The sequence below is a fragment of the Paraburkholderia eburnea genome (genome assembly GCF_002917095.1).
Lineage (GTDB): Bacteria > Pseudomonadota > Gammaproteobacteria > Burkholderiales > Burkholderiaceae > Paraburkholderia > Paraburkholderia eburnea.
Genome location: NZ_PQGA01000009.1, coordinates 1 through 23,631, shown reverse-complemented (window position 1 = coordinate 23,631; position 23,631 = coordinate 1). Strand labels below are relative to the sequence as shown.

The window sequence follows — 23,631 nt, the reverse complement described above, 5'->3', positions numbered from 1 at the left end:
AGTTTACTGAGAGGCTAGCGGTACATTTTCGCCGCACGTCACCGGTTGCATTGCCAAGCCGGTTTTTTTTCAGCGATTCATAAAGATAGTGAAATGTCTGGAAAGCGAAATTCCGATACAGGAGAAATTGCATGAGGCGCGCGATTCTCAAAGTTGGAGACAAATCCACGAACGGTGGCGTCGTTATCGAAGGTGTCGAAAATTGTACGCACCACGGAACGCCGATGACGTTCATCGGCGCGAAGGTATGGTGCAACGGGTGCAAGTCCGAAGGCGTAATCGGCTCTAAGGGACCGCATCGAATTGCAACTATGATGGGCAAACAACAAGCGTTGGACGGCGATATCTGCATCTGTAAATGCGCTCCATCGCCGGTATTGCGTGCGTCACAGGACAGTGCCTGGCACGAATTCGGTACTCACGAACTCGCCGCAATGGGTTACGACGCGTTCGGACGAGAACTGGTAAACGGACATCGTGCCTATGACGAGCAGGTGCGGGCCGTAACAAGTTGGGCTTCGCTCGAAGGGTATCCCTATCACATCAAAGCAGCGTCAAGCGACGCATATAGCGGGCGCGTAGATATTTCTGGCCAGTTGCCGAGAATTCATACCGAAACTGCCGAAACTTACACAATTTATTGGGGTGACGAAGCCTTGGCGCACGGGGAGTGGCCATAATGCCGAACAAGAAAATATTCGTTCAAACAAACACAACCAAAGATTCGGTAAAGGACGTATCGCTAAAGGTTCTCACATTTCAGGAGCTATGGGATGCCTACCCAACTGGCAACCCCTATGACAATCCCGAGTATGAGGATCAGTGCGCGATTCGCATGAGCGTAATGCTTCACCGCCTCGGCGTCAAAATGCAATCCTTCTCTGAAAAACTGGTACACCCTCTCGCAGGTCAAAAGAGTATCGGCCGGATTTACCTCGATGGCTTGCCAACCGCGACACGAGCAGACGAATTTGGCGAGTGGTTGCAACTGCGGCCAATCGCTGGTCTGCCAAAGCCTCAGAACGTTACCGGAGAGGACTGGGAATCGAGGGTCAAAGGGCGAACGGGCATCATCATGTTTAGAGACTATTGGGCACGAAGCCTGGCAGAGAAAAATCCAACAGGAGGCCACATTGATCTGTGGAATGGTAGCCGGCTGACCGTTTCCAGCGGCAGAGGCTTAATCGGAGTCATTGGTCGGGCTATCCGAGTTCGAAGCGCCCATGTCCCCGGAACAGCATGGGGATATTCCAATTTAGGCAAAGCCAGGGAAATCCTCTTTTGGGAGATTAAGTGAGGCGCATCGCATCCGCATTTTTCTTCTTTCTTTGTGGAATATTCACAACGTGGGCGTCGTGCTGGATGGGCAGTCATATGACGTTTAGATTGCACATAAGCGAGAGATTCGCTGCCAGAACCGGTTGCCATGAAATCGACCACTGTGCTGCCCCTTGGTGGGCTATCGCTGGCCTGCTCGCATATTTGCTCGGCCCATCAATCGCCTTCGCCCTTGCTGGATGGCACGTCGGCCGTGCTGGCACGCCTTGGGTTAAAACGGTCATTTTATTGTTAGCGTTATTTGGCTCTACGTCTGCATTCTTTTTGTTGTCATACGCCCTCGAGCCGTAGCGACCAGGTCAACATCAAACCTTCCCCGCCAGATGAAACCGCGACGCCGCGTGCCATAGCTGCACCGACGTCGCCACCGCTTCACCCACCCACGTGCGGCGCTCGACCATCAAACACGGCTCGCCGATTTCGATATCCAGGTGATGACGCACATAGGCGTCGGGCTTACGCGCGTAGATGCGAAACTCCGCGCGCTGGATCGGCGCGAGCCGCACCATATAGTGATTGGGCGTCTCGACCGTGAAATCCTGCTGCAAATAAAGTGGAAACAGCGCGGGATTGACGAAGCGGTCCTCAAACTGAATCGCCTCACCCTCTTCGCAATGCACGATGCGCGAGTGGAACACCGGCCCGTGGGCAACACCCAGCGATGCGAGCGCTGCCGCGTCGTCGCTCGTTTGCAGCGCCAGCACGCGCGCCGTGTGCCGATGGCCGCGCGCCGCGATTTCATCGGCGATATTGCGGATCTCCAGCACGGTCGATTCATAGTCGCGCGGCGCGACGAAAGTGCCCGAACCCTGCACGCGCGTAAGCACACCCTCGTTCGTGAGTTCGCGCAGCGCGCGCGACACCGTCATGCGCGCTACGCCAAACTCTTTCACCAGCACCGTCTCGGACGGAATCGCATCGCCCGGCTTCCAGGTACCGTTCTCGACACGCGCTAGCACGTAGCGTTTGATCTGCTCGTAAGGCGGTGCCGTGCGGCGCGGCTGGGCACGTTTGTCCAGCACTTGCCGCGTATCGTCGGTTGCAAGCGTGAAAGCATCGAAGTTCATCGTCGTTGCGGCTCCTTCTTCGAACAGATCGGCGCGGATCAGTGGCCGATCGCGTCGGCCAGGGCATCGTTCGCCGAAGTCGCCGCGCCTGGCGCGACCTCGTGCAACGCTGGCTGCGGCATGCACGCAAGGCGCTCCGCGGACGAGTGCGCCGCCTGTTCGCCGGGCAGCGGCGGCGGCCCGCCATCGGCGATCATGCGGAACGCCACCGACATGTCGCCCGCCAGCGGCCGGTCATCGCGATAGGTCGGCAAGACCGCGCGGATGCGGCCATAGAGCGCCTCCGTATAAGGCGCGCGCGCGGCATCGACGGGTTGCAGGTCGTAAGCCTGCGCGGCGGCCAGCAATTCGATGCCCAGGATGCGGCTGCTGTTCTCGATCACGGCCAGCGCCTTGAGCGCAGCGGGCGTGGCGTGGCACAGGTGATCTTCCTGCAGGCCCGAGGTCACGCCGCCATCGAGGCTCGCGGGCGCGGCGTCGCGGCGGTTCTGCGCGACCAGCGAGGCCGCCGTGTACTGCGCGATCATGAAGCCCGAGCGCGTGCCGCTCGCGTGCGCGAGGAAGGCAGGCAGGCCGCTCACGAGCGGGTTGACGAGGCGGTCGAGCCGGCGCTCGGCCATCGCCGCGACCTGGGCGACGGCGGCGGCGAGGCTGTCCATGGCGAGCGCGATGGACGCGCCCACCGCGTGCGCCTGCGAGAACACCTGCGGCGCGTCGGGCGTGCCGTCGACGATGGGGTTATCAGTGACCGAGGCTAGCTCGCGGTTCACGACTTCGGCAGTAGCCGCGAGCACGTCGCGCGCCGCGCCATGCACGTGCGGGATCGTGCGCATGCTCAACGGGTCCTGCGTGCGGCGGCCGAGCGCGGCGGCCAGCAGCCCGCTTTCGGCGAGCGCCGCGCGCATGCGCTCCCCAACCTGCGCGAGGCCTGGCGAGACGCGATACGCGAGCGATTGCGCGTCGAACGCGGCCATCTGACCGCCGAGGTTTTCGAAGCTCATCGCCGCGACGGCGTCGGCCCAGTCGAGCAGACGCTGCGCGCGCTCCAGCGCCAGCGCCGCCAGCCCTGTCACGCAGGGCGTGCCGTTCACGAGGCTCAAGCCTTCCTTCGCCTGGAGCGCGAGCGGCTGCAGGCCGAGGCGTTCGAGCGCTTCTGCGCCGCTCAGGTGTTCGCCCTGCCAGCGCACCTGCCCCGCGCCCACGCAGACCAGCGCGATATGCGCCATATGGCTCAGATAGCCCACCGAACCGAACGCCGGCACTTCGGGCAGGCAATCGGCTGCGAGCAGGGCTTCCAGTTGCTCGACGAGTTCCACCCGCACGCCAGAATGACCGTGCGCGTAGTTGTTGATCGCGGCGGCCATGATCGCGCGCGTCTCCTGCGCACCCAGCGGCGTGCCCACGCCCACGGCGTGGCTCATGAGGATGTTGTGCGAGAGGTCGTGTTGTTCGGCCGGCGAAACCACCACGTCGCAAAGCGCGCCCACGCCCGTGTTCACGCCATACGCGCGAATGCCGCGCACGACGATCTGATCAACCAGTTCGCGCGCGGCGCGGATGCGCGCGCGGGCTTCATCGGCGAGTTGCAACGGCTCGCCTGCGGCGACGGCGGCGATATCGCGCCATGCGAGCGGGCGTTCGGAACGGATGACGGGCATGATCTGGATACCTGATTATTTTATGAAGGGCCTCATCGACCCGTTCGAAATTCACTCAGTGCGCGTTGCGATCCTGGTGGCTCGACACGAACTGGCGGAAGCGCTCCGACTTCAGTTCGCCGAACACCTCCTGCGGCGTGCCGTCCGCGTCGACAAGCCCCTGATGCAGGAACATCACGCGATTCGATACATGCTTCGCAAAACCCATTTCATGCGTGACCACCAGCATCGTGCGGCCCTCTTCCGCGAGCGCGCGCATCACGCGCAGCACTTCGCCCACAAGTTCGGGATCGAGCGCGGAAGTCGGCTCGTCGAACAGCATGACTTTCGGATGCATCGCCAGTGCGCGGGCGATCGCCACACGCTGCTGCTGGCCGCCCGAGAGATGCGCGGGATAGTGGCCGCGCTTGTCGGCGAGACCCACTTTGGCGAGCAGCGCTTCGCCCTCTTCCAGCGCTTCGGCGCGGCTGCGCTTGAGCACGCGCATCGGCCCTTCGATGAGGTTTTCCATCACGGTCATGTGCGACCAGAGATTGAAGTTCTGAAACACCATGCCAAGCTGCGAGCGCACGCGGTCCACCTGGCGGCGGTCTTCGGGCTGCAGCTTGCCGTCGCGGCGGCGCTTCATTTTCAGCGCTTCGCCTTCGAGCGCAACAGTGCCGTCGTCCGGCATTTCCAGCAGGTTCAGACAGCGCAGGAACGTGCTCTTGCCCGAGCCGCTCGCGCCGAGAATCGAAATAACGTCGCCCTTGTGAGCGTCGAGCGAAATGCCCTTCAGGACGTGATGCTCGCCGAAGGACTTGTGAATATTCTTGACGGACAAGGCGACCGGTGCGGCTGCGTTCATGAGTGACTCCGTAAATAGACGATCAGTACAGCCGGTCAGGATGCGGCGCGAGGGGTTTCGAGCGACGTCAGCTTGCGCGCGGGTGCGCTGGGCGCTGCGCCCAGGTGGCGCGACAGACGCTTTTCCAGCAGGCCGATCAGTCGAACGATGAAGAAGTTGAGCGCAAGATAGATCAGCGCGGCGCAGGCAAAAACCTCAGTAGTGCGATAGGTCTGCTGAATGATCTGCTGGGCCACGCCCGTGACTTCCCAAACCGTCACGAGACTCGCGAGCGCCGTGGACTTCACGAGCAAAACGGCTTCGGTCGAATAGGCGGGCAGGCATTGGCGCAGCGCAATCGGGCCGATCACGCGACGCAGCAGCGAAAATCCCGAAAGACCGATCGAATAGCCTGCCTCGATCTGGCCCACCGGCACCGCCATCAGGCCGCCGCGAATGATTTCCGCCGTGTAGCCAGCCGTGCACAGCGCCAGCGAAAGCACGGCGCACACGTAGGGTTCGCGCAGCACGGGCCACAAAAAGCTCTCGCGGATCACGCCGAACTGGCCCAGGCCGTAATAGACGAGAAACATCTGGATCAGCAGCGGCGAGCCGCGAAACACCAGGATATAGGCGCGCGCGAAGCGATTGGGCAGCCAGCGCGGCGAGACGCGCATGGCCACGATCACGAGCGAGAGCAGGCCGCCCAGTACGAGCGAGGCGAAGAACAGTTCGAGCGTGGTCGGCACGGCTGCGATCAACTGGCGCAGCGTGTCGAGCAGGAAGTCGATATCGATATGCATGTCGGAGTCCGCCGCTTAGGTGCGTATTCGCGTAGGGGTTGAATCAATTGCGCGCGAAATTGCGCTTGAAGGACCGGCCCACATACGCTTCCGCGCGGCCGAAGATGCGGTTCGACACACCCGTCATCGCCAGATACAGCGCACCGCCCGCGACGAAGAACAGGAAATATTGATGTGTGGAACCGGCAGCCACCTGGCTTGCGCGCAGCAACTCGGCGAGACCCGTCACGGAAATCAGTGCGGAGTCCTTAAGACTGAGCTGCCACACGTTGCCGATGCCGGGCAACGCGAAGCGGAGCACCTGTGGAATCAGGATGCGCCGCGCCATCGTGAGCGTCGGCATGCCGATCGCGCGCGCGGCTTCGAGTTCGCCGCGCGAGACGGCCAGCACCGCCGCGCGATAGACCTCGGCCTGATAGGCGCCGGAGATCATGCCCACCGCGACCGCGCCGATCGCGAACGGCGGCACGCCGACGAAGCCGTCCGCGCCGAACCACTGGCCGATGCTGGTCACGAGCGCCGACCCGCCGAAGTAGAACAGATAGATGACGAGCAGCTCGGGCACGCCACGAAACACCGTGGTGTAGCAGTCGCCGAGCACGCGCAGCACGCGAAAGCGCGAAAGCTTGGCCGCCGCGACGAGGCCGCCGAACACAGCGCCCAGCGCGAGCGCCGCGATGGTGAGCACGACCGTCATGAGTGCGCCGAGCAGCAGCACGCCGCCCCAGCCCTCGGCGCCGAAGCCGAGCATTTCGATCACTGACATGATGACTACCTCAAGCAAACAGGCGAATTAAGGCGTGATTGCATGGGAAGCCGCGTGGGCCTCCCATGCACGGCCATCAAGGCGTGACGTCGGTCTTGAACCACTTGAGCGCGAGCTTCTTGACCGTGCCGTCCGCCTGCGCGGCGGCGATGGCGGTGTCGAACTTCGCCTTGAGGTCGGTGTCCTGCTTGCGGAAGGCGAGGCCTTCACCCGGGCCCCAGACCGGACCGGCGATCTGCGGGCCGGCCATGACGATGCTGCTCGAATCGGGCTTGCCGGCGTTGGCGGCGTAGTAGGTGACATCGTCGAACGAGGCGTCGATGCGGCCATTGGCCAGATCGAGATCGCGCTCGGGCGAAGTCTTGTAGACGCGGATCGACGCGACATCCTTGAAGTTGTCGTTCACGAAACGCGTATAGATCGTGCCCGATTGCAGGCCGATGGTCTTGCCCTTGAGCGCCTTGCGCAGGCCGTCGATGGCGGGCAGGTTGCTGCGCGCGTCGTTGTCGAGCTTCACCTGGCTGGCGCCCGGCGCGGTCTTCGGCAGGACTTTGGTGTCGGCCACGGCGAAGGTGGCGGGCGTGGCCGCGTAGGGCTTCGAGAACGAGAGGATTTTCTCGCGATCGGGCGTGATCGAGATCGCATCCATCAGGACATCGAACTTACCGGCCTGAAGGCCCGGAATCATGCCGTCCCAGTCCTGCGTGACCAGATTGCACTGGAGCTGCGCGCGGGCGCAGAGATTGGCGACGAGTTCCGGCTCGAAACCGCCGAGCTTGCCGCCCGGCAAGGTCAGGTTCCACGGCGCGTAGCTGCCGTCGAGCGCGATCGTCACCGTTTTCCATTCCTTCGCGCTGGCGTTGCCGCCCGCCAGCAGCGCCGCGCCGAAGGCGGCTCCGATCAAAGCCTTGACCAGTCTGGTGCACTTCACCTGCATGTCGCCACTCCTTGTAGTCGAGCTAACCGTGATGAGGCGGGCGTACCGTGTGGCCCGTCCGTGTTGTCTAGACAAGATTGCGGGAACAAAATGCAGGACGCAAGCGCTTTTCAATAAAAACGGGGCGATCCAGGGAATGCCCTGGGAATATCAGAGGGATGCGCCGCCGCGGTGCATTCCATCGACGACTAAGGAATCATTTCTTCGAATTGACTGCATTCGAACGCTATTCAGACGCCCGAAATCGTCTTGAGTTAACTAGACGACTTGTCGTGTCTGGTGTCCGTGACACGCATGGGCCACTACGCGATGTCATCGCGAGGTCATGCAGGAAAGCCATCGTTTCGCCGACACTCACCCTGCAATACTTGCAGCGCGGCACGTATTCACACCTACACGCGATCGCGCTGTCCAGTCACGAGGCGATTCGACATGACGAAGAAGAATATTCCCGAGGCACCGTTTGCCGGCACCGCCAGCGGCGTTTCCCGCCGTGGCTTTCTGAAGCTCGCGGGCGCGTCCGGCTTCGCGGGTGCGGCAGGCGCCGCCGCGGCCCTCAGCGGCGTCGCGAGAGCCGACACGGCGACGCCCGACGGCACGCCCGAGCAGATCCACCTCACCTGGGGCGCGGACCCGACGAGCGAAGTCGTGGTCTCGTGGGCGTCGCTCGCCGCCGCCACGCATCCGCGCGTGACCTACAGCCCGGAACGTGGCCGCCGCGAGCGCGTCGACGCGATCCAGCGCACCTATACGGACGGCCTCACGGGCGTGGTCGTGTTCACCTATCACGCGCGCCTCACCGGCCTGCACGCGGACACGTCCTATCGCTACGAAGTCACCGCCGACAACGACAGCCACGCTGGCAACCCGTTCAGCGCGGGCTTCAGGACCGCGCCGCGCTCACGCAAGGCGTTCCGCTTCACGAGCTACGGCGACCTCGCGACGCCTAACACGGGATGGGTGCTGTCGTCGCCGCAAAGCCGCTTCGCCGTGGAAGCCGTCGAGCGGTTCCAGCCGCTTTTTCACCTGCTCAACGGCGACCTCTGCTACGCGAACCTGAACCCCGCGCATCAGACCGAGGTGTGGCGCGACTTCGCGAACAACAGCCAGACCTCGGCGTCGAACCGTCCGTGGATGCCGTGCCCCGGCAATCATGAGATCGAGTTCGATAACGGCCCGCAGGGGCTCAACTCGTATCTCGCGCGCTATACGCTGCCCGACAACGGCACGCCCTACGCGGGCCGCTGGTACAGCTTCCGCGTGAGCAATGTGCTGTTTGTCTCGCTCGACGCCGACGATGTGGTCTATCAGGACGCCGCCGCCTTCGTCGCCGGCCCCGCGCCGCTCGTGCCCGCCGCGAGCACCGGCAACGCGCCGGTCGCTGCCGGCTCGTCGTTCTACGTGCGCGGCTACAGCAACGGCGAACAGACGCGCTGGCTCGAAAAGACGCTCCACCATGCGTCGCATGACGACGACATCGACTGGATCGTCGTGCAGATGCATCAGGACGCGCTCAGTTCATCGAAGACGGGCAACGGCTCGGACAAGGGCATCCGCGAGGCATGGCTGCCGCTCTTCGACCGCTATGGCGTGGATCTGGTGGTGTGCGGCCACGATCACGATTACGAGCGCAGCTATCCGGTGCGCGGCTGCAATCATCATGCGGGCGTGGATGCGAAAACGGGCGAGCCGGTCGATACGCTGCAGCCGAAGCCCGTGCCGCACGCCCAGGCGGGCGCCAACACCTTCGACACGAGCCACGGCACCATCCACCTGATTCTTGGCGGCGGAGGCACCAGCGCGCCGCTGGACGTCTATGGCGTGGATACCGGCAACGGCAATCCGCAGGCGCAGATCTTCACGAAGCCCAACCGGCCGGTTCCGAACACGGCGCCCAACGCTGCAGCGGGGTCCTATGTGCGGCCCGGCGCGGATGCGCTGGAGGATGCGATCTGGTCCGCGCAGCGCGATACGGGTACCGGTTATGGGATTGCCGTGTTCGACGTGGACCCGGGCGAGCACGGTGGCAAGACCACCATCACGATGAACTACTATCACGCGCCGGGCGCCGACCAGACGCCCACGCCGAACTACGAGCTTTTCGAAACGGTGACGCTGACGAAGTCGCGCGGCTAACGCTCAGGGGCGCTCAGGCCAGACCGGGCGCCGCCGCTTGCAGAACGTCCACGCGTTTGGGCACGAGACCCAGTTCGAGGAAGGTATCGGCGATCTTCTGCTGTTCGCCGAGGATCGGCTTCGTGACCGTCACGGTGCCGAACTCGTTGCGATCGACCGCCCGCTGCACGATCGGCGCGGGCAAGCCCCAGAGCTTCGCAAGTTCTGCGGCATAGTCCGCGCGATGGGCCTTGCCCCATGCATCGGTCTTCACGATTTCGTCGATGACTATGCGGATCACATCCGGATTCTGGCGCACGTAGTTCTGCGACGAAAAGTAGAACCCACGGTTGCCGTCCACGCCGCTCGCGTCGGCGAGCACGCGCGCGCCCAGGGTCGCCTGCGCCGCCGCAAAGAACGGGTCCCAGATCACCCACGCGTCGATCGAACCGTTTTCGAAGGCCGCGCGCGCATCGGCCGGGGCCAGGAACACGGGATGGATATCGCCGTAGTCGAGACCATGTTTGCGCAGCAATTGCACAAGAAAGAAGTGCACGTTGCTGCCCTTATTGAAAGCGACGCGTTTGCCCTTGAGATCCGCCACATCGCGCAAGGCAGAATTGCGCGGCACGATCACGGCTTCCGATTGCGGACGCGGCAGCGTCGCCGCCACGTAAGCGAGCGGCGCGCCGGCGGCCTGTGCGAAGATGGGCGGCGCGTCGCCCACGTCGCCGAAATCGATCGAGCCGACGTTGAGCGCTTCCAGTTGCACGGGGCCCGCGTTGAACTCGGTCCAGGTGACGCCGACACCTAGCGGCGCCAGGCGCTTTTCGAGCGATCCACGGCCCTTCAGCAGGCTCAGCGCGCCCTTCTGGTTGCCGATGCGCAGCACACGCGGCGCGGGGGCCGCCAGCGCGCCGGAAACACGTAGAGCGGGGAGCGCCGCGGCAGCAGCGCCCAGCGAGAGTTTGAGGAAGTCGCGGCGTGTGCTCATGGGATCGGTTCTTTAATCGGTATCGGGTATCAGGTATCGGGTTCGACCGATTCTACGAAGCGCGCCGCCAAAGCCGAACCATGGAGTTTTCCGATTCAAATCAGCGTGAGGACTAAGCGGAGCGCAGCCTGGCGCGAGCGCTTGTTCAACGATTCCTCGCGTTTGTCTAAACATTTCTTCATGGTCCTGCATCGGGTTCGATAGGCTGACCTAACTATTCTCTCAATACCGGGATGCGATCTGTCGCATTCGCCAACTGGCCTACGCGGCCAACGATTACGTTCTCTGGAGGATAGTTCCCATGAAGTCGCTCATGCTCGTCGCTGCTTTCGCAGGTGCCATTGTCACCACGTCCGCTTTCGCCCAGAACGCCAACACGGCGCCGTCGCAGAACAACCTGCCGGCCACCACCACCCAGGTCGCCATGAACAATACGGCCACCTCGTTCGACAACGGCAATTGGGTAGCGCCTTATGGTCAACCGGTGCATCAAAAGACGCGTGCCGAGGTCTATCACGAACTCGTGCAGGCGGAACAGGATGGCCAGCTCGCGTACCTGAATTCCACGCTGTACGCGCATTAAGGCCTTGTTTTGCAGGCTCGTCGCGCCGCTTGCGCGGCGCAAGCCGCACGGTTGTGGTCCATGCGAAAGCGGCACGCTCGATGCGTGCCGCTTTTTTTTCGCGACAGGTACACGAAGCGTGAAACGCATGTGACCTGAAATCCCATAAGCGGTTACCTTTGGTTCAGGTGATGCGGGGACGATGCGTTTGAGGTTGTTACGCGTGCTTCGGCAGCGTGAGTTGATAGCCGTAGCGGCTGATGGTTTCGATACGCATTTCGATCGCCTCGCGTTCGAGCTTGCGGCGCAGGCGCGACACCACGAGGTTCACGGTCGAAGGATCGATATCGTCTTTTTCGGGCCACGCGTAGCGGATCATCTGATCGCGCGGCACGGGCATGTTCGGCTGACGCAGCAGGCATTCGACCAGTAGATATTCGCGGCGCGTGAGTTCCGCGCGGCGCGCGCCTTCGACGATCTCGCGCGTGCTGGCGTCCAGCAGCGGCGCGCACGCATCGCCTTGCGCACCCGATGCAGTCAGCGCCGCCAGCGTGAGCGGTGTGGGGCCGGTGCGTAGCAGCGCGAGCATGCGCTCGTGCATTTCGATGAACGAGAACGGGTAGCGGAAACACGCGTCGGCGCCAGCGCGCAGCAGTTGCGAGCGCGCCTGGGCGCTCGCTTCGATGCCGAGTACCGCGATGATGGTCGCACCGTTGGTCGCCTGAGCGAAGCGGGGCAGGAGCGTGAGCAGTTCGGGCAGCATGGCGCCGTCGAGCGCCACGGCAATCACTGCATCGAACGACTCTTCGCCCGCGATATACAGGCCGTCGCGCAGTTCTTCCGCGCGTTGCAGGCTGTGGGCGCTTTCCTGCAGGGCCTTTTGCAGCCAGGCGCCTTCGGCGTGGCAGGGCGAGATGAGGAGAATGCGCATGGGATCGGTATTCTTGTGTGGCGACGTGCCCGCCATGAAGTGACTTGTCTGTTTCAGGTGAGCGCGCGCGGCCAGCATTGCACGCTCATGCGCGCGCCGGGGCCTGCATTTGCAGCATGGGTAGAGGCGAGATCGACGGCATCGTCGATCCGCAGCGTGAAGTCATGCACGCGCATCACCGCCGCGACGACGCTCAATCCCAGGCCCGAGCCAACGATATGGCGCACGGCGTCGCCGCGATAGAAGCGCTGGAGCACGGCGGCGCGCTCGGCGGGCGCGATGCCCAGGCCGTTATCGGCGACCGCGAGCAAAGGCCCGAGCGGCGTCGCGCTCAAGGTCACGCTGACGATGCCGCCGTGCGGCGCGAATTTGATCGCGTTGTCGATGAGGTTGCTGAAGGCTTCGAAGAGCAGCGCGCGATCACCGTGAATTTCGCTCACGGCTTCGGTTTTCACGCGCCAGTCGATTTCGCGGCTTTCCGCGAGCGGTTCGTAAAGCTCGGCCAGTTCATCGACCAGTTCGCGCAGATCGACCGTCGCGAAGCCGCCGCGCCGATGCAAGGTGCCGATCTCGGAGATGCGCAGCATCGCGCGAAAGCGTTCGAGCAACTGGCCGGTTTCGGTGCGCGCGCGCTCCATCATGTCCGCGCCTTCGGCGTCGGCGCGCAGGCTCTCGCGCTCGGCGATGCGCGCGAGCAGCGTGTGCAGATGCACGAGCGGCGTGCGCAGGTCATGCGCGATGCCGTCGCAGGCGCCCTTGACCTCGCCCATCAGGCGCTCGACTTCGTCGAGCATGTGGTTCACGAGATGCGCAAGCATGTCGAGTTCGTCGTCGCCGCCCACGGGCAGGCGCTGGTCGAGGTCGCCGCGTGCGATGCATTGGGTCACGCGGCGGAATTCGCGCACACGGCGAATCTGCCGCAAGCCGAGCGCGAGACCGCCGCCTGCCGCCGCCAGCAGGGCGAGCACCGCGCCGACCACGAGCGTGCGGACCATGAACTCGCGGATCTGCAGCACGTTGGTCATGTCGCGCGCGACCACGAGATGCATACCATTGGGCCGCACTTCGCCCATCGCGCGCACGATCGGCGACTGCACACGGTCGCGCAGCGTGAGCGTGTGTTCGAGCGTGCAGCCCACGCGGTCGTAGGTGATGCTCGACGGGGCTTCGAGCAGGTCGCCGGCCACGTAGCGGCCATCGGCCGTAAAGACACCGTAGTAGTTCACGTGCATGCGTTCGTGCTCGAGGCGCTGATAGATCGCGTCGGGCAGTTGCGCATCGGGAATCGAATCGAAGTAGATGAGCTGCCAGCCCATGATCGTATCGGTGTCGCGCTCGATCGAACGGGTGGCGCTCCAGGCGATGAAGCCCACGAGCAGGGTGAGGACCACGCCGAACAGCGCGGTGTAGGCGCACAGCCAGCGGAACGTGGTGGTGTGCCAGCGGCGGCGCGGCAGCGCGGGCGCGCTGGATGCGGAGGGCGCGGAAGGCGGATGCGGACGGCTCGACACGCGGTTTATCCGAGAATGTAGCCGGAGCCGCGCACCGTCTGGATCAGCGGCGGCACGCCCGGCGGATCGATCTTCTTGCGCAGGCGGCCCATATGCACGTCGATCAGGTTGGTGCCCGGATCGAAGTGGTAGCCCCACACGGCTTCGAACAGCATGGTGCGCGTGATGGTCTTGCCCGCGTGGCGCATCATGAATTCGAGCACGCGGTATTCGGTGGGCAGGAGCGCCACTTCCTCGCCGTCGCGGCGCACCTTGCGCGAGATGAGGTCGAGTTCGAGCGGCCCCACGCGCAGCGCCGTTTCGCGCGCCACCGTGGCGGCCTGACGGCGGCGCAGCAGCACTTCGAGGCGCGCGGTCAGTTCCTCCGGATCGAAGGGCTTGGTGAGATAGTCGTCGCCGCCCGCGCGCAGGCCGCGCACGCGCTCGTCGACGTCGCCCAGTGCGCTTAGCATCAGCACCGGCGTCTGGATGCCGACCGTGCGCATGGCGGTCAGGATCGACAAACCGTCGACGCCCGGCAGCATACGGTCGAGCGTGATGGCGTCGTACTCGTCGCTCATCGCGCGCGCCATGCCGTCGCGGCCGTTGTCGACCCAGTCGACGACGAAACCGCGCTGCGTTAATTCATTGACAATTTCATTGGCTGTGACGGCATCGTCTTCCACCGTCAATACGCGCACCTGACTCATTTCCTCGCACTCCGCCGCGCGTCACTTGCGCCGCCTCACCAGGAAAGCAAGTTTACCGTCGTAAGGCCGCTGTGCCGCTCTAGCTGTCATGAAATTAAATTTAGGTTTACAAATGCTTCACACACTTGCAAAGGGCTTACGGAAGCGGTCCTGATGGGTCGGCGCGCAAATCGAGCTGGTAGCCATAGCGGTTGATCGTCTCGATCCGGGTGCGCGCGCCGTGCGTGATGAACTTGCGGCGCAGGCGCGAGACCACGAGGTTGACGCTCGACGGTTCGACATCGCCTTTCTCGGGCCACGCGTAGCGGATCAACTGCTCGCGCGCGACGGGCGCATTGGCGTGACGCAGCAGACATTCGACCAGCAGATATTCGCGTGTGGTCAACGAGATGCGGCGGTCCTGCTCGACGAGGTCGCGCGTGAGCGGGTCGAGCCGTGCGAGTGCGGGCCGCGCCTGGGCAAGCGCGGTGCGGCGCAGCGCGAGCATGCGCTCCTGGATTTCGAGCACCGACCAGGGCTGCACGAAGCAGGCATCGGCACCCGCACGCAGCAGGCGCGCGCAGTCGGCGGGCGTGGCGCGCGTGAGCGCGATCACCACGGCGGGGGCGTCGGGCAGGCGCGTGAACGAGGCGAGCGCCTCGGCGAGACCGTCGTGCGCGTGCGCGCCGCCTGCGCACAGGATCACCGTGTCGAACGGCTCATGCGAGGCGAGATAGACCGCATAGGAGAGGTTGTCGACAACCTCGACGCTGTTGAGGCTCTCGCTCAGCGCCTTGTATAGATAGCTCCGCTCCGCGTCGGAGGAGGAGCACAGCAGAACTCTCATTGATAGCGCGTGGTAGGCCGGGCGTGTGAAGGCCAGCAGTCGATGGTGACGGTGGTGCCCGTGGTGATTGTTTTTTTGGTGCTTTCGTCGCCGGTTTCGTCCCCGGTCTTGTCGATATCGGCGGCGTCGCCGATTGCGAGGCGAAAGTCGTGCAGTCGCAGCACCGCCGCGACGATGCCAAGCCCCAGGCCCGTGCCCGGGACGTGCCGCGCCGCGTCGCTGCGGTAATAGCGGCCCAGCACGGCGCGGCGCTCGGCGGGCGCGATGCCGGGGCCGTTGTCCGTAACGCTGAACCGCGCGCCCGCGGGTGTCGCGTGGAGCGCGACGCGCACCACGCCGCCGGGCGGCGCGAACTTGATGGCGTTGTCGAGCAGATTGCTGAAGGCTTCAAAAAGCAACGCGCGGTCGGCGTGGATCGGCGGGCATCCGGTTGAATCGGCGCTGTGGTCGACTCGCAACTCGATCGCCTTGTCCTCCGCCAGCGGCGCGTAGAGGTCGCAAAGCTCGGTCACGACTTCGGGCAGCACCACCTGCGCAAACGCGCTGCGCCGCTTGATCGCGCCGATCTCCGAAATACGCAGCAGCGCCGCAAAGCGTTCGAGGACCGTGTCGGCTTCATCGCGCGCGCTCTCGATCAGGCCGGCTACGGCGGGCTCGCCGCGGCGCTGCAGGGTGTCGGCGGCGTGCGAGAGGCGCAAGCGCAGCCGCGTGAGCGGTGTGCGCAGATCGTGCGCGATGCCGTCGCAGGCGCTCTTGACTTCGCCGATCAGGTGCTCGACTTCATCGAGCATGCGGTTCACGAGATCGGCCAGCATGTCGAGTTCGTCGCGGCCCACCACGGGCAGCCGTTCGCCGAGTTCGCCGTCGGCGATGCGTGCGGTTACGCGGCGAATCTGGGCGACGCGCCGGATCTGTCGCATGCTCAGCAGCAGCCCGGCGCAGAGACTGCCGCACAGGCACAGCAGACCGCCGCCGAACAGCGCCTTGAGCAGTTCGCCGTGGACATGGCGCACGTCGGAAAGCGTGCGCGCGACGACGAGGCGCGAGCCGTCGGCGCGGATTTCGCCCATCGCGCGCAGCGCCGTCCGGGGCGCGGGTACGGCGATGGTGTCGAGCATCAGGGTTTGACCGCTCGCGTGCTTGTGCGAGCGGCCCCAGGGGTCCAGGGCGAGGCGCGCGGGCAAGGCGTGGATGTCGCCGGCCAGCCAGCGGCCATCGGCGCTGAACAGGCCGTAGAAGTTCTGCTGACGGTTTTCCCGGTGCAGGCGTGCGGCAATGGCGGCGCCCAGCGTCGCGTCATCGCGTGAATCGAAATAGCGCAGTTGCCAGCGCAGGCCGCTGTCGGTCTCGCGCAGCATCGCGTGGGTCACCGAATATTCGATAAAGCCGAGCAGCACCATGAAGGACACCGAGAACACCGCCGCGTAGGCCGCGAACCAGCGGAAGGTCGTGGTCTTCCAGCGCTCGTGGCCAAGCCCGGCCGCTGTCGCGCGTGCCGCATCAGTGTCCCGCGACGCGGGTGGCTCGGCCACCTCTGCCGCCTCCGGCACGAAGGCCCCGAGACGCCCCGCGACCCAACCGGGCAGGTTCATGGCGTGCCTCGCGCCGGATGCTCGCGCAGTTGCGTCGGGATTTCGCTGACTGACATGACCTTCCTCGGTGACCTTTCCTCGTTGGGCGCAGGCGCGCCATGATTGCGCGCGTGCCTGGCCATGATAGAGCGCGGCACTTGCCCAAACGGCATCACGGCGATGAAGAGGGGGTCATGTTCTTACCGTCCGTTGACGCCACGCTGACAGTTTGTCAATTTGGGTTGATGCGAAGCGAGGGGAGGCGATGGGCGCAGATGAGTGCGGGCGCAACGATCGGCATCGTCGATGACAGTTCTTTCATGCTGGTGAGCGTTTCGCGCATCGACCGGCTGCTTATTCTCGATCTCCGTCGGCAACCACGCCGGCATTTCATCCACGGGCCGATCCGGTCGGTCCAGAACAAATCGGAGGTCACCATGAAGCGTTGGGCCAGGTTCGCATTGATTCCTCTTCTCGGCGCCGTGAGCATCAGCGCATTTGCTGCGCCTCATCTGTCGCAGCGCGCATGTCATCGCTATCCGTTTGTCAGGCCCGCCCATGAGGTCACGCATGGCGAGCTTATGCAGGAACTCAAGGATCTCTCGCTGGTGGGCTACCGGGAGCACGAGGTGGACAACGATTATCCGTCCGACCTGGAAGCCGCCCAGCAGCGTTTAGGTGCGCTCTATCAGCATGATTGCCTGGCGCATCAAACGGCGACGGCGCAGCCCGGCGTACAGGCTCAGGTTCAGGTTCAGGCGAACTGAAGCCAGGGTTCGAAGCCATGCAAGGTCACCGTATTGGGCCTTTGCGGTGTACCTTGTGAAGCGCGATGTGACGGCTTCCCATTTCCGGTGACCTTTCTTGGGTAACGCGTTATGGGAGCCGGTGACCTATCCTGGGCTTACCCGGAAACGGACCTACAACCCTCTGCCCGGCATTCATAGATGCTGTTCAGACGGAATTGAGGTTACCTGGCGCCAGGTATCTGAAACGTCCAGCAGGTTTCGCATCAAGGAAAGCTGTCCCATAAACGGGTACCTGAGTCACATGACTTTGTCCCATATTTCGTCACCTACTAGCACGTACACTATAAAAATCATACAGTTAGTGCTTAATCTTGATGTGGCTTATCAAATATCTCGGGATAGGTCTCCGTTAGTGGGAACCTTCGGGATAAGCAAGCTCGGATAGGTCACCAGAAGTGGGATCATGAATGTTGGTGACCACTTACATACGCAAAGGGTCCCGGTTTTGGGAGCGGTCTCTCTCATCGGACACGTAGTTTGAGTGTTTACCAAATACGCTTTAGAACCTTTAGTAAACCTTTAGCCGGCTGGAAGCCTTGCTGGACAAGGGTTTGCGGTCGATTTGGTGGCATGTTATGGGGCCTTGGGTACCGGGTATGGGAGCGCGGGGTTGTGGATATGGGATTTCGGTATCCGAGGATGGGGATTCAGGACTGTGGATATGGGAAAAAGGTCGCCCGGTATGGGAAAAATTGCCGAAAGGGGCTGAGGTTCCCGTCTATGGGAAACTTTGTAGGTACCCGAATATGGGTTGCTGGAGGGCTCTCTGCTGCTCAAACGAGACGATTTCTTCTTCTTGAGGTCTCCGCTTATGGGAGATAGCGTGGGTAACCGGTTGTGGTGCATCCGCTTGATACGTTCGGGAGGTAACCGCGCAGCCTGGGCACAGAGACTTCAAGCAAAGACTTATCGGACGGACATCCGCTGTTGGCAGGGTAACGAGTTATGGGGGACCAGAAAGGTCACGCTTTATGGTGGATTTTTTTGGCGCGCTCGCTAAAGACCCTTGGAATCAAGGTGTTCGGAGGTTCCCGCTTATGGGATCAGATGAAGGTCACTGCCCATGGGATGTTTTCGGGGTGATTGGCCCTCGTGCTCGCCACACGCTCCTATTGGCGATAAATCCCATCACTGGGTACCTGTGGGTAACTAAGATGAGAGTGAGTGCTCACATTTTTGCCAAAAGGTCACTCAATATGGGAGATTTTTTCAGCTGATTCGAGTAAAGGTCACGGGTTATGGGCTGGCGTGGAAGCGCCTCGCTGAAACATGAGCGCCCTGCTTCGGTGGCTCACACGCGCTGCGAGGCCTCCGACTGTCAACTTTTCCCGCTGTTGGTGTCGTGCCTGCGCACTGACATCTCGGCGCGCTTGAGTCACCTGTTCGCTTGGTATACAGTTACCAACCGACCAGGTTCCCTTTTACGTGGGTCATATGGCAAGAAAAAAGGCCGACGCCGGCGACGCCGACAAGCAAGGTGCACTCGTATTTCAGCAAGGCCAGCCCCCCGATCTATTCCGAAAGGCGGTTCCCGCGATTCACATCGCGCCGAAATCCGGATCGATCAGCCTTCAGCAGCGCAAGATGTTCAGTTCGCTGATCAAGAACGCAATCCGCCAGGATTCCCTCGAGCAGGGCCGCTCGTCGTTCGAGATCACGATCTCCGCCCTTTCGCAGGACGTCGATCTGAACAGCAACAACACTGAATACGTCAAGGAAACGATCAACTCGCTCATCAGCACGGTCGTCAACTGGGACTATCTCACGCAGGATAAGCGCAGCATCTGGAAGGCCTCGGGTCTGCTCGCGGGGGCGGAGCTCGAACGATCCGTGCTGCGTTATACGTTCTCCGAACAGATTCGCGGCGAGCTTCTGAATCCGGAAATCTACGCGATGATCGACATGCGGATCACGCGTCAATTCCGCAAGGCGCACTCGCTCGCGCTATGGGAGAACGTCGTGCGCTACGAAGCGGTGGGCGTGACGGCGCGCTTCCCGCTGGCGACGCTGCGCGATCTGATTCTGGGTCAGGACACTTCGGCGCAATCGTACAAGCTGTACAAGCAATTCAAGAGTCGCGTGCTCGTGCCGTGCATCAAGGAAGTCAACGAGATCTCGGATCACAACTTCGAACTCATCGAGCACAAGGTCGGCCGCTCGGTGGTCGCGCTGCAGTTTCGCGTGACACGCAAGCCGGAGACCGACCCGTCGCAGGAACTGCGCGCCAATGACACCCTGTTGATCGGCGAGATGGCGAAGTTCAGCATTCCGGTGTCGGAAGCACGCCGTCTGCTCAAGCAATACGGGGACGAGAAAATCCGCACGGCGGTGGCCTACACAGCCGCGCGCGTCGCGCAGAAGAATGCCGCGCCGCTAGCCAACGTGGCCGCGTATTTCCGCAAGGCACTCATGCAGGGCTATCAACTCCCCGGCGCCAATGCGGCGGCCAGTGCGAACGCCGACGCGGGCAAGGCGCGCGAAAGTCAGGACCAGGTGCAGGACCGCTACATTGCGGCAAAGATCGCCGAGGCGCGTTCGTACTTCAACGAACTCGAATACGACGACCAGACGGCGCTTATCAAGCGTTACAACGAGACGGTCGGGATGGACAAGCTCAAGGTGTCGACCTCGAAGGTGCCGAGCAAGATGGCCTCGACGAACTTTTTCCGTTGGGTCGTACTGGACACCTGGGGTCAGCCGACGGCCGCCGATCTGCTCGAATTCCTGCTGAGCGGTCAACAGGCGCCGGCAGGCGATGCGCTCGGAGTCGGCGGCGACGTCGAACTGGCGTTCAAGTCTCGCGAGGAATAACGCGCGAGTCGCCCTTCTGTTGAAATTTGCCGATTATAAAAACATAGGTAAATTTCGCGTCATATATCTTCTGCATACTTCGGGATACTGCCAGACTGGTGAGATCTGGCAGCATTCCCGATTTCGATTTCCTGGCTCGACTGAATGTGAGTCACGGCGCTAGGGTTTCCCTCTTGTTTTTTGATGCCAGATGCGGATCTCCACGTGGAGATTGGCAGGGTCTGGCTTTGAGCTAATTGGATGTGTGCTTTGCGGCCAGTGTTTGGGCAGTTGAGGATCAGGCGCGGCATCTCGCGTAGGGTTTCGTCAATTGTCCTGCGCTGCATGATCTTTGAGCGGTAGTTCGAGTTTCGTTGCCCTGCCGTTTAGCCACGCTGCCCCGCGCAATTAATGTCTCGCAGTCTCCACGTGGAGAATGGTTGACCCACATTCTCCGTCGATTTTTTTGCTGAAATATTTCTTGCCTGCCACTGGACAGTGACCACCAACGACCATAAGTCACGATGCGCTGCCACATGACGCTTTCTCCACGTGGAGACTGGAAGTGCTGAGTGTGAGCTTCTACCGTCATCAGAGATGGCTGAAGCAGCAGGTATTCGCATCTAAAGCGAAATTTTCACCACCACGATCTTCATTGATGCGATCGGTATCATCGAGTGGGGAATGACGCGCAGGTCTAGCTAGCAAGGACGTGAACCAACTTTCCACGTGAAGAGTCCGCGTAGCTCGCAAAAACATCGGTTTCGTGACCTTCACGCCATAGCCCCGCCTCGTCCAGATGGCTATTTGGTGGTCAACCAGCAACGATTTCAGAGCTAAAGCTAGAATTTACTTTAAGTTGTCGCTAGACTGCCAGTTGACTCATTGGAGAGTCTCCACGTGGAGAGTGCGCGTGAAGATGTCTCCACCGTTGAATATTGCATGGAGAAACGAATGGGACTGGTCATCGCGGTAGCGAACCAAAAGGGCGGGGTAGGCAAGACGACCACCAGCATGAATCTGGCTGGTGCGTTTCAGTCTGAAGGCTACAAAGTCTATGTTGCTGATGCGGACGGCCAGCAATCGTGCATGAGCTGGTGTGCGGCGGCTGGGCCGGAAACCCCCCTTCCGTTTCGCGTAGGCAGCATCAACAAGCTCGAAAAAATGATCGGCCCTGAAATTGCCGCATTGGCGAACGACTACGACGTCGTGATCGTTGATTGCCCGCCGAACATCAATGACCTGACGACTGCTCGCGTTCTCGCCGTTGCCGATGCAACCGTCATCCCAACCGACGCTTCGCCCATCGATATCTGGAGTAGCGAAGGGATGATGGAGTTAGTCGAGCGTACGCGTGTCGCGAATCCTGCCGGTAAATTCGCAATTTTGCTGAATAAATCGAATTCGAAGACGCTCCTGCACTCGCAAATGAGTGCGATCCTGGCGGAAAGCAATGTCCGCGTGCTCGCGTCAACGGTCAAGCAACGCGAGCTTTATCGTCAGGCAGCGGCGCTTGGCCGGACTGTTTTCGACGTGAAAGGTGTGCGTGGCGTGAAGGTGGCCAAGGACGAAATCGCCGCGGTTTATAACGAAATCATTGCGCTCGTTCAGGAAGAAGAGGTCGTTGATGGCAACTAAGCTGAATTTCACCAGCAAGGTTCGCGCGGGGATGGCCGTCGAACGCGCGTCGGCAGAGGAGCGTCTGGCCGATGGCGATATTGTCGGCATCGCGCAGCGCGATGCAGCGGTGGTGACGCTTGCTGACGTTGCGCCAGTTGCATCAATAGCCCAGACGGCCGCCGCTGCAATCGCGTCCGATGCGCCGGTCAACGCAACGACGCATACCGTCGCGCGGATTCCCGTTGAAGACGTTGTCTCGAATCCGTACAACCCGCGCGCGTTCTACAGCGCGGAAACGATCGACGAACTCGCCGACAGCTTCGACAAACAAGGCCAGATCACGCCGATTCTCGTGACGCGGCTTGCGGAGTTTCCCGGCAAACTGGTGATTGTCGACGGCGAGCGCCGTATTCGTGCGGCGCGCTCGCGCGGCGACAAATACATTGACGCCGATGTCCGCGACGGTCTCGATAATCAGAACCTCTATCTGCGCGCGTATCACGCGAACAAGGAACGCGAGGAGCAGACCGTTTTCGATGACGCGCTCGCGTGGAAGAAGCTCCTGGACGATGGCGTGTACGTCGATCAGGTCGAGTTGGGCGTGGCAGTCAGCGAAGATCCGAAGCACATCAGCAAGGTGATTTCTCTGACGTCGCTGCCGCCCTATCTTTTGCAGCGCATGGCGCAGAATCGCAAGGAAGTCGGTCTCGGTCACGCCTATAACATCAAGCTGATCTTCGATCGAGCTGGCGCGACCGTCGCCGAGCATTGGCTCGAACAGGTGATCGAAGGGAAGGCGAGCGTGCGCAAGCTCGAGGCCGCTGCGTCGGCTGAGGCGGGTGCCCGTCGTATCGGCCCGCGCCGCACGCACTATCAGTCGCGCGTGCAGTTCAATCGTCCGGATGGCATTGCACTGGGTGAACTCAAGCTATTCGGTGATGGCCGTGCCGAATTGAACCTCAAGGGCATTGCGGCGGCGGATCAGCAGCGTCTGGCCGAGCGAATGAAAGCCGTGATCGACGAGTGGGCGGCCGAAATGGAAACGACGGTGGCCAACTAAAGCGCAGGACAGTTTTTAGAAGCGAAGAGGGCAGGGCTTTTAGGAGCGCCTGCCCTTAGTTTTTGGTGTCAAACTGCGCGAAACAGTGTGCAGAGGGGGCGCTGGGGTCGAAACCGTGAAACATAGATAATCTGAAAGGTATTCAGCAAAAATCTATATTAATCAATGGTTTGAGTGCTCTAACCTAGAATGTTTCACGCATGCACTCGTTTGCGAGCAGGTTTCCACGGTGTTCAGGCGAGTGTGCGACGCAGTGATCACTAAAGCCACCAAAATCGTACTATTCAAAATGTAATTTGTAGTTATAAGAACAATTAGGTTGAAATACAGCGAATTGACAATTCCCGTCAGCTACGCCATCCTTGTAGGAATGAACACCCGTTACTGCCCGATTACGCTGATTATTATCACCATTCATCGAATGGTGGGTTAGCGTACGTCTGGTAGAAACGACAACAACCCGCCCCACGAGGCGGGTTTTTTGTCTCCGCTTCCTGGGCTCAAAAAAGAGACAGCACAGGAGCCGTCATGCAGGTCCAAACGAGCCGTACCGCAGGAGCCGAAACGCGCGCTGAAACAAAAAAAGCGCAGCAGACCGACTATCTCCGCCTGACTCTCACCGCCCGCGTCTACGACGCCGCCCGCGAGACCGAACTCGAGCGCGCACCGAATCTCTCCGCCCGCCTGCGCAACACGGTCCTGCTCAAGCGCGAGGACAACCAGCCCGTGTTCTCGTTCAAGCTGCGCGGCGCCTACAA

The 23,631-nt window shown here is 62.0% G+C and carries 20 protein-coding genes and 1 pseudogene; 9 read left to right on the top strand and 12 right to left on the bottom strand.

Going from position 1 to position 23,631, the window contains the following annotated elements:
- The first annotated feature begins 131 nt into the window (after positions 1–131).
- Both B0G62_RS17375 and B0G62_RS17370 read left to right on the top strand, forming a co-directional pair.
- Entirely contained in the window at positions 132–680 is a 549-nt protein-coding gene (locus B0G62_RS17375; protein ID WP_103705460.1) for a PAAR domain-containing protein, read from the top strand.
- Positions 680–1,297, top strand: coding sequence for a type VI secretion system amidase effector protein Tae4 (locus tag B0G62_RS17370; RefSeq protein WP_103705459.1), 618 nt, complete (start codon positions 680–682; stop codon positions 1,295–1,297). The genes B0G62_RS17375 and B0G62_RS17370 overlap by 1 nt, the downstream gene beginning before the upstream one ends.
- Positions 1,298–1,643: 346 nt before the next feature.
- On the opposite strand, the gene hutC is transcribed toward B0G62_RS17370, so the two are convergent.
- The 6 genes from hutC to B0G62_RS17340 form a co-directional block, all read right to left on the bottom strand.
- Positions 1,644–2,405: a histidine utilization repressor gene (gene hutC, locus B0G62_RS17365; RefSeq protein ID WP_103705458.1), complete on the bottom strand. Its 762-nt coding sequence runs from the start codon at positions 2,403–2,405 to the stop codon at positions 1,644–1,646.
- Between the two features lie 38 nt (positions 2,406–2,443).
- Complete coding sequence (locus tag B0G62_RS17360; RefSeq protein ID WP_103705457.1) at positions 2,444–4,063, bottom strand: HAL/PAL/TAL family ammonia-lyase; 1,620 nt, start codon at positions 4,061–4,063, stop codon at positions 2,444–2,446.
- Positions 4,064–4,118: 55 nt separating this feature from the next.
- Positions 4,119–4,910 (bottom strand): ABC transporter ATP-binding protein, encoded by a 792-nt coding sequence (locus B0G62_RS17355; protein ID WP_103705456.1) that lies wholly within the window; start codon positions 4,908–4,910, stop codon positions 4,119–4,121.
- A 35-nt stretch (positions 4,911–4,945) separates the two neighbouring features.
- Entirely contained in the window at positions 4,946–5,692 is a 747-nt protein-coding gene (locus B0G62_RS17350) for an ABC transporter permease (protein WP_103705455.1), read from the bottom strand.
- Between the two features lie 43 nt (positions 5,693–5,735).
- Positions 5,736–6,458, bottom strand: coding sequence for an ABC transporter permease (locus tag B0G62_RS17345; protein WP_103705454.1), 723 nt, complete (start codon positions 6,456–6,458; stop codon positions 5,736–5,738).
- A 76-nt stretch (positions 6,459–6,534) separates the two neighbouring features.
- Entirely contained in the window at positions 6,535–7,395 is an 861-nt protein-coding gene (locus tag B0G62_RS17340; RefSeq protein ID WP_103705453.1) for a transporter substrate-binding domain-containing protein, read from the bottom strand.
- Positions 7,396–7,827: 432 nt separating this feature from the next.
- On the opposite strand from B0G62_RS17340, the gene B0G62_RS17335 reads away from it, so the two are divergent.
- Positions 7,828–9,531, top strand: coding sequence for a purple acid phosphatase family protein (locus B0G62_RS17335; RefSeq protein WP_103705452.1), 1,704 nt, complete (start codon positions 7,828–7,830; stop codon positions 9,529–9,531).
- A 13-nt stretch (positions 9,532–9,544) separates the two neighbouring features.
- Here B0G62_RS17335 and B0G62_RS17330 read toward each other — a convergent pair whose 3' ends face one another.
- The gene (locus B0G62_RS17330) at positions 9,545–10,504 is read right to left on the bottom strand and encodes a sulfonate ABC transporter substrate-binding protein (RefSeq protein ID WP_103705451.1); all 960 of its coding nucleotides are present in this window, start codon (positions 10,502–10,504) and stop codon (positions 9,545–9,547) included.
- A gap of 301 nt (positions 10,505–10,805) precedes the next feature.
- Between B0G62_RS17330 and B0G62_RS17325 the strand changes: the two genes are divergently transcribed.
- Positions 10,806–11,087, top strand: coding sequence for a DUF4148 domain-containing protein (locus B0G62_RS17325; RefSeq protein WP_181315606.1), 282 nt, complete (start codon positions 10,806–10,808; stop codon positions 11,085–11,087).
- 196 nt (positions 11,088–11,283) lie between these two features.
- On the opposite strand, the gene B0G62_RS17320 is transcribed toward B0G62_RS17325, so the two are convergent.
- From B0G62_RS17320 to B0G62_RS17300, 5 genes are all read right to left on the bottom strand, one after another.
- Positions 11,284–11,997: a response regulator transcription factor gene (locus B0G62_RS17320; protein WP_103705627.1), complete on the bottom strand. Its 714-nt coding sequence runs from the start codon at positions 11,995–11,997 to the stop codon at positions 11,284–11,286.
- 53 nt (positions 11,998–12,050) lie between these two features.
- The gene (locus B0G62_RS17315) at positions 12,051–13,454 is read right to left on the bottom strand and encodes a sensor histidine kinase (protein WP_103705626.1); all 1,404 of its coding nucleotides are present in this window, start codon (positions 13,452–13,454) and stop codon (positions 12,051–12,053) included.
- A gap of 59 nt (positions 13,455–13,513) precedes the next feature.
- Complete coding sequence (locus B0G62_RS17310) at positions 13,514–14,188, bottom strand: response regulator transcription factor (RefSeq protein WP_181315608.1); 675 nt, start codon at positions 14,186–14,188, stop codon at positions 13,514–13,516.
- A gap of 145 nt (positions 14,189–14,333) precedes the next feature.
- Positions 14,334–15,023 (bottom strand): response regulator transcription factor, encoded by a 690-nt coding sequence (locus tag B0G62_RS17305; RefSeq protein ID WP_103705449.1) that lies wholly within the window; start codon positions 15,021–15,023, stop codon positions 14,334–14,336.
- Complete coding sequence (locus B0G62_RS17300) at positions 15,020–16,615, bottom strand: sensor histidine kinase (RefSeq protein WP_103705448.1); 1,596 nt, start codon at positions 16,613–16,615, stop codon at positions 15,020–15,022. Before B0G62_RS17300 ends, B0G62_RS17305 begins: the two co-directional genes overlap by 4 nt.
- Positions 16,616–16,788: 173 nt before the next feature.
- Between B0G62_RS17300 and B0G62_RS31945 the strand changes: the two genes are divergently transcribed.
- The 5 genes and pseudogenes from B0G62_RS31945 to B0G62_RS32255 form a co-directional block, all read left to right on the top strand.
- Positions 16,789–17,361, top strand: coding sequence for a hypothetical protein (locus B0G62_RS31945; RefSeq protein ID WP_181315607.1), 573 nt, complete (start codon positions 16,789–16,791; stop codon positions 17,359–17,361).
- Positions 17,362–18,837: 1,476 nt separating this feature from the next.
- Positions 18,838–20,214 carry a replication initiation protein gene (locus B0G62_RS17290; protein ID WP_103705447.1) on the top strand — a complete coding sequence of 459 codons (1,377 nt, stop codon included), beginning with the start codon at positions 18,838–18,840 and terminating at the stop codon, positions 20,212–20,214.
- Between the two features lie 933 nt (positions 20,215–21,147).
- The gene (gene parA / locus B0G62_RS17285) at positions 21,148–21,831 is read left to right on the top strand and encodes a ParA family partition ATPase (protein ID WP_103705446.1); all 684 of its coding nucleotides are present in this window, start codon (positions 21,148–21,150) and stop codon (positions 21,829–21,831) included.
- Positions 21,821–22,873: a ParB/RepB/Spo0J family partition protein gene (locus tag B0G62_RS17280; protein ID WP_103705445.1), complete on the top strand. Its 1,053-nt coding sequence runs from the start codon at positions 21,821–21,823 to the stop codon at positions 22,871–22,873. Before parA ends, B0G62_RS17280 begins: the two co-directional genes overlap by 11 nt.
- 528 nt (positions 22,874–23,401) lie before the next feature.
- Positions 23,402–23,631 (top strand): annotated as a pseudogene (locus B0G62_RS32255) (hypothetical protein); the annotation flags it as partial.

What these genes read in the sequence shown, in the direction of transcription:
- B0G62_RS17375 (WP_103705460.1), top strand. Translation starts at nt 132, where the DNA reads ATGAGGCGCGCGATTCTCAAAGTTGGAGACAAATCCACGAACGGTGGC.
- B0G62_RS17370 (WP_103705459.1), top strand. Translation starts at nt 680, where the DNA reads ATGCCGAACAAGAAAATATTCGTTCAAACAAACACAACCAAAGATTCG.
- hutC (WP_103705458.1), bottom strand. Translation starts at nt 2,405, where the DNA reads ATGAACTTCGATGCTTTCACGCTTGCAACCGACGATACGCGGCAAGTG.
- B0G62_RS17360 (WP_103705457.1), bottom strand. Translation starts at nt 4,063, where the DNA reads ATGCCCGTCATCCGTTCCGAACGCCCGCTCGCATGGCGCGATATCGCC.
- B0G62_RS17355 (WP_103705456.1), bottom strand. Translation starts at nt 4,910, where the DNA reads ATGAACGCAGCCGCACCGGTCGCCTTGTCCGTCAAGAATATTCACAAG.
- B0G62_RS17350 (WP_103705455.1), bottom strand. Translation starts at nt 5,692, where the DNA reads ATGCATATCGATATCGACTTCCTGCTCGACACGCTGCGCCAGTTGATC.
- B0G62_RS17345 (WP_103705454.1), bottom strand. Translation starts at nt 6,458, where the DNA reads ATGTCAGTGATCGAAATGCTCGGCTTCGGCGCCGAGGGCTGGGGCGGC.
- B0G62_RS17340 (WP_103705453.1), bottom strand. Translation starts at nt 7,395, where the DNA reads ATGCAGGTGAAGTGCACCAGACTGGTCAAGGCTTTGATCGGAGCCGCC.
- B0G62_RS17335 (WP_103705452.1), top strand. Translation starts at nt 7,828, where the DNA reads ATGACGAAGAAGAATATTCCCGAGGCACCGTTTGCCGGCACCGCCAGC.
- B0G62_RS17330 (WP_103705451.1), bottom strand. Translation starts at nt 10,504, where the DNA reads ATGAGCACACGCCGCGACTTCCTCAAACTCTCGCTGGGCGCTGCTGCC.
- B0G62_RS17325 (WP_181315606.1), top strand. Translation starts at nt 10,806, where the DNA reads ATGAAGTCGCTCATGCTCGTCGCTGCTTTCGCAGGTGCCATTGTCACC.
- B0G62_RS17320 (WP_103705627.1), bottom strand. Translation starts at nt 11,997, where the DNA reads ATGCGCATTCTCCTCATCTCGCCCTGCCACGCCGAAGGCGCCTGGCTG.
- B0G62_RS17305 (WP_103705449.1), bottom strand. Translation starts at nt 15,023, where the DNA reads ATGAGAGTTCTGCTGTGCTCCTCCTCCGACGCGGAGCGGAGCTATCTA.
- B0G62_RS17300 (WP_103705448.1), bottom strand. Translation starts at nt 16,615, where the DNA reads ATGAACCTGCCCGGTTGGGTCGCGGGGCGTCTCGGGGCCTTCGTGCCG.
- B0G62_RS31945 (WP_181315607.1), top strand. Translation starts at nt 16,789, where the DNA reads ATGTTCTTACCGTCCGTTGACGCCACGCTGACAGTTTGTCAATTTGGG.
- B0G62_RS17290 (WP_103705447.1), top strand. Translation starts at nt 18,838, where the DNA reads ATGGCAAGAAAAAAGGCCGACGCCGGCGACGCCGACAAGCAAGGTGCA.
- parA (WP_103705446.1), top strand. Translation starts at nt 21,148, where the DNA reads ATGGGACTGGTCATCGCGGTAGCGAACCAAAAGGGCGGGGTAGGCAAG.
- B0G62_RS17280 (WP_103705445.1), top strand. Translation starts at nt 21,821, where the DNA reads ATGGCAACTAAGCTGAATTTCACCAGCAAGGTTCGCGCGGGGATGGCC.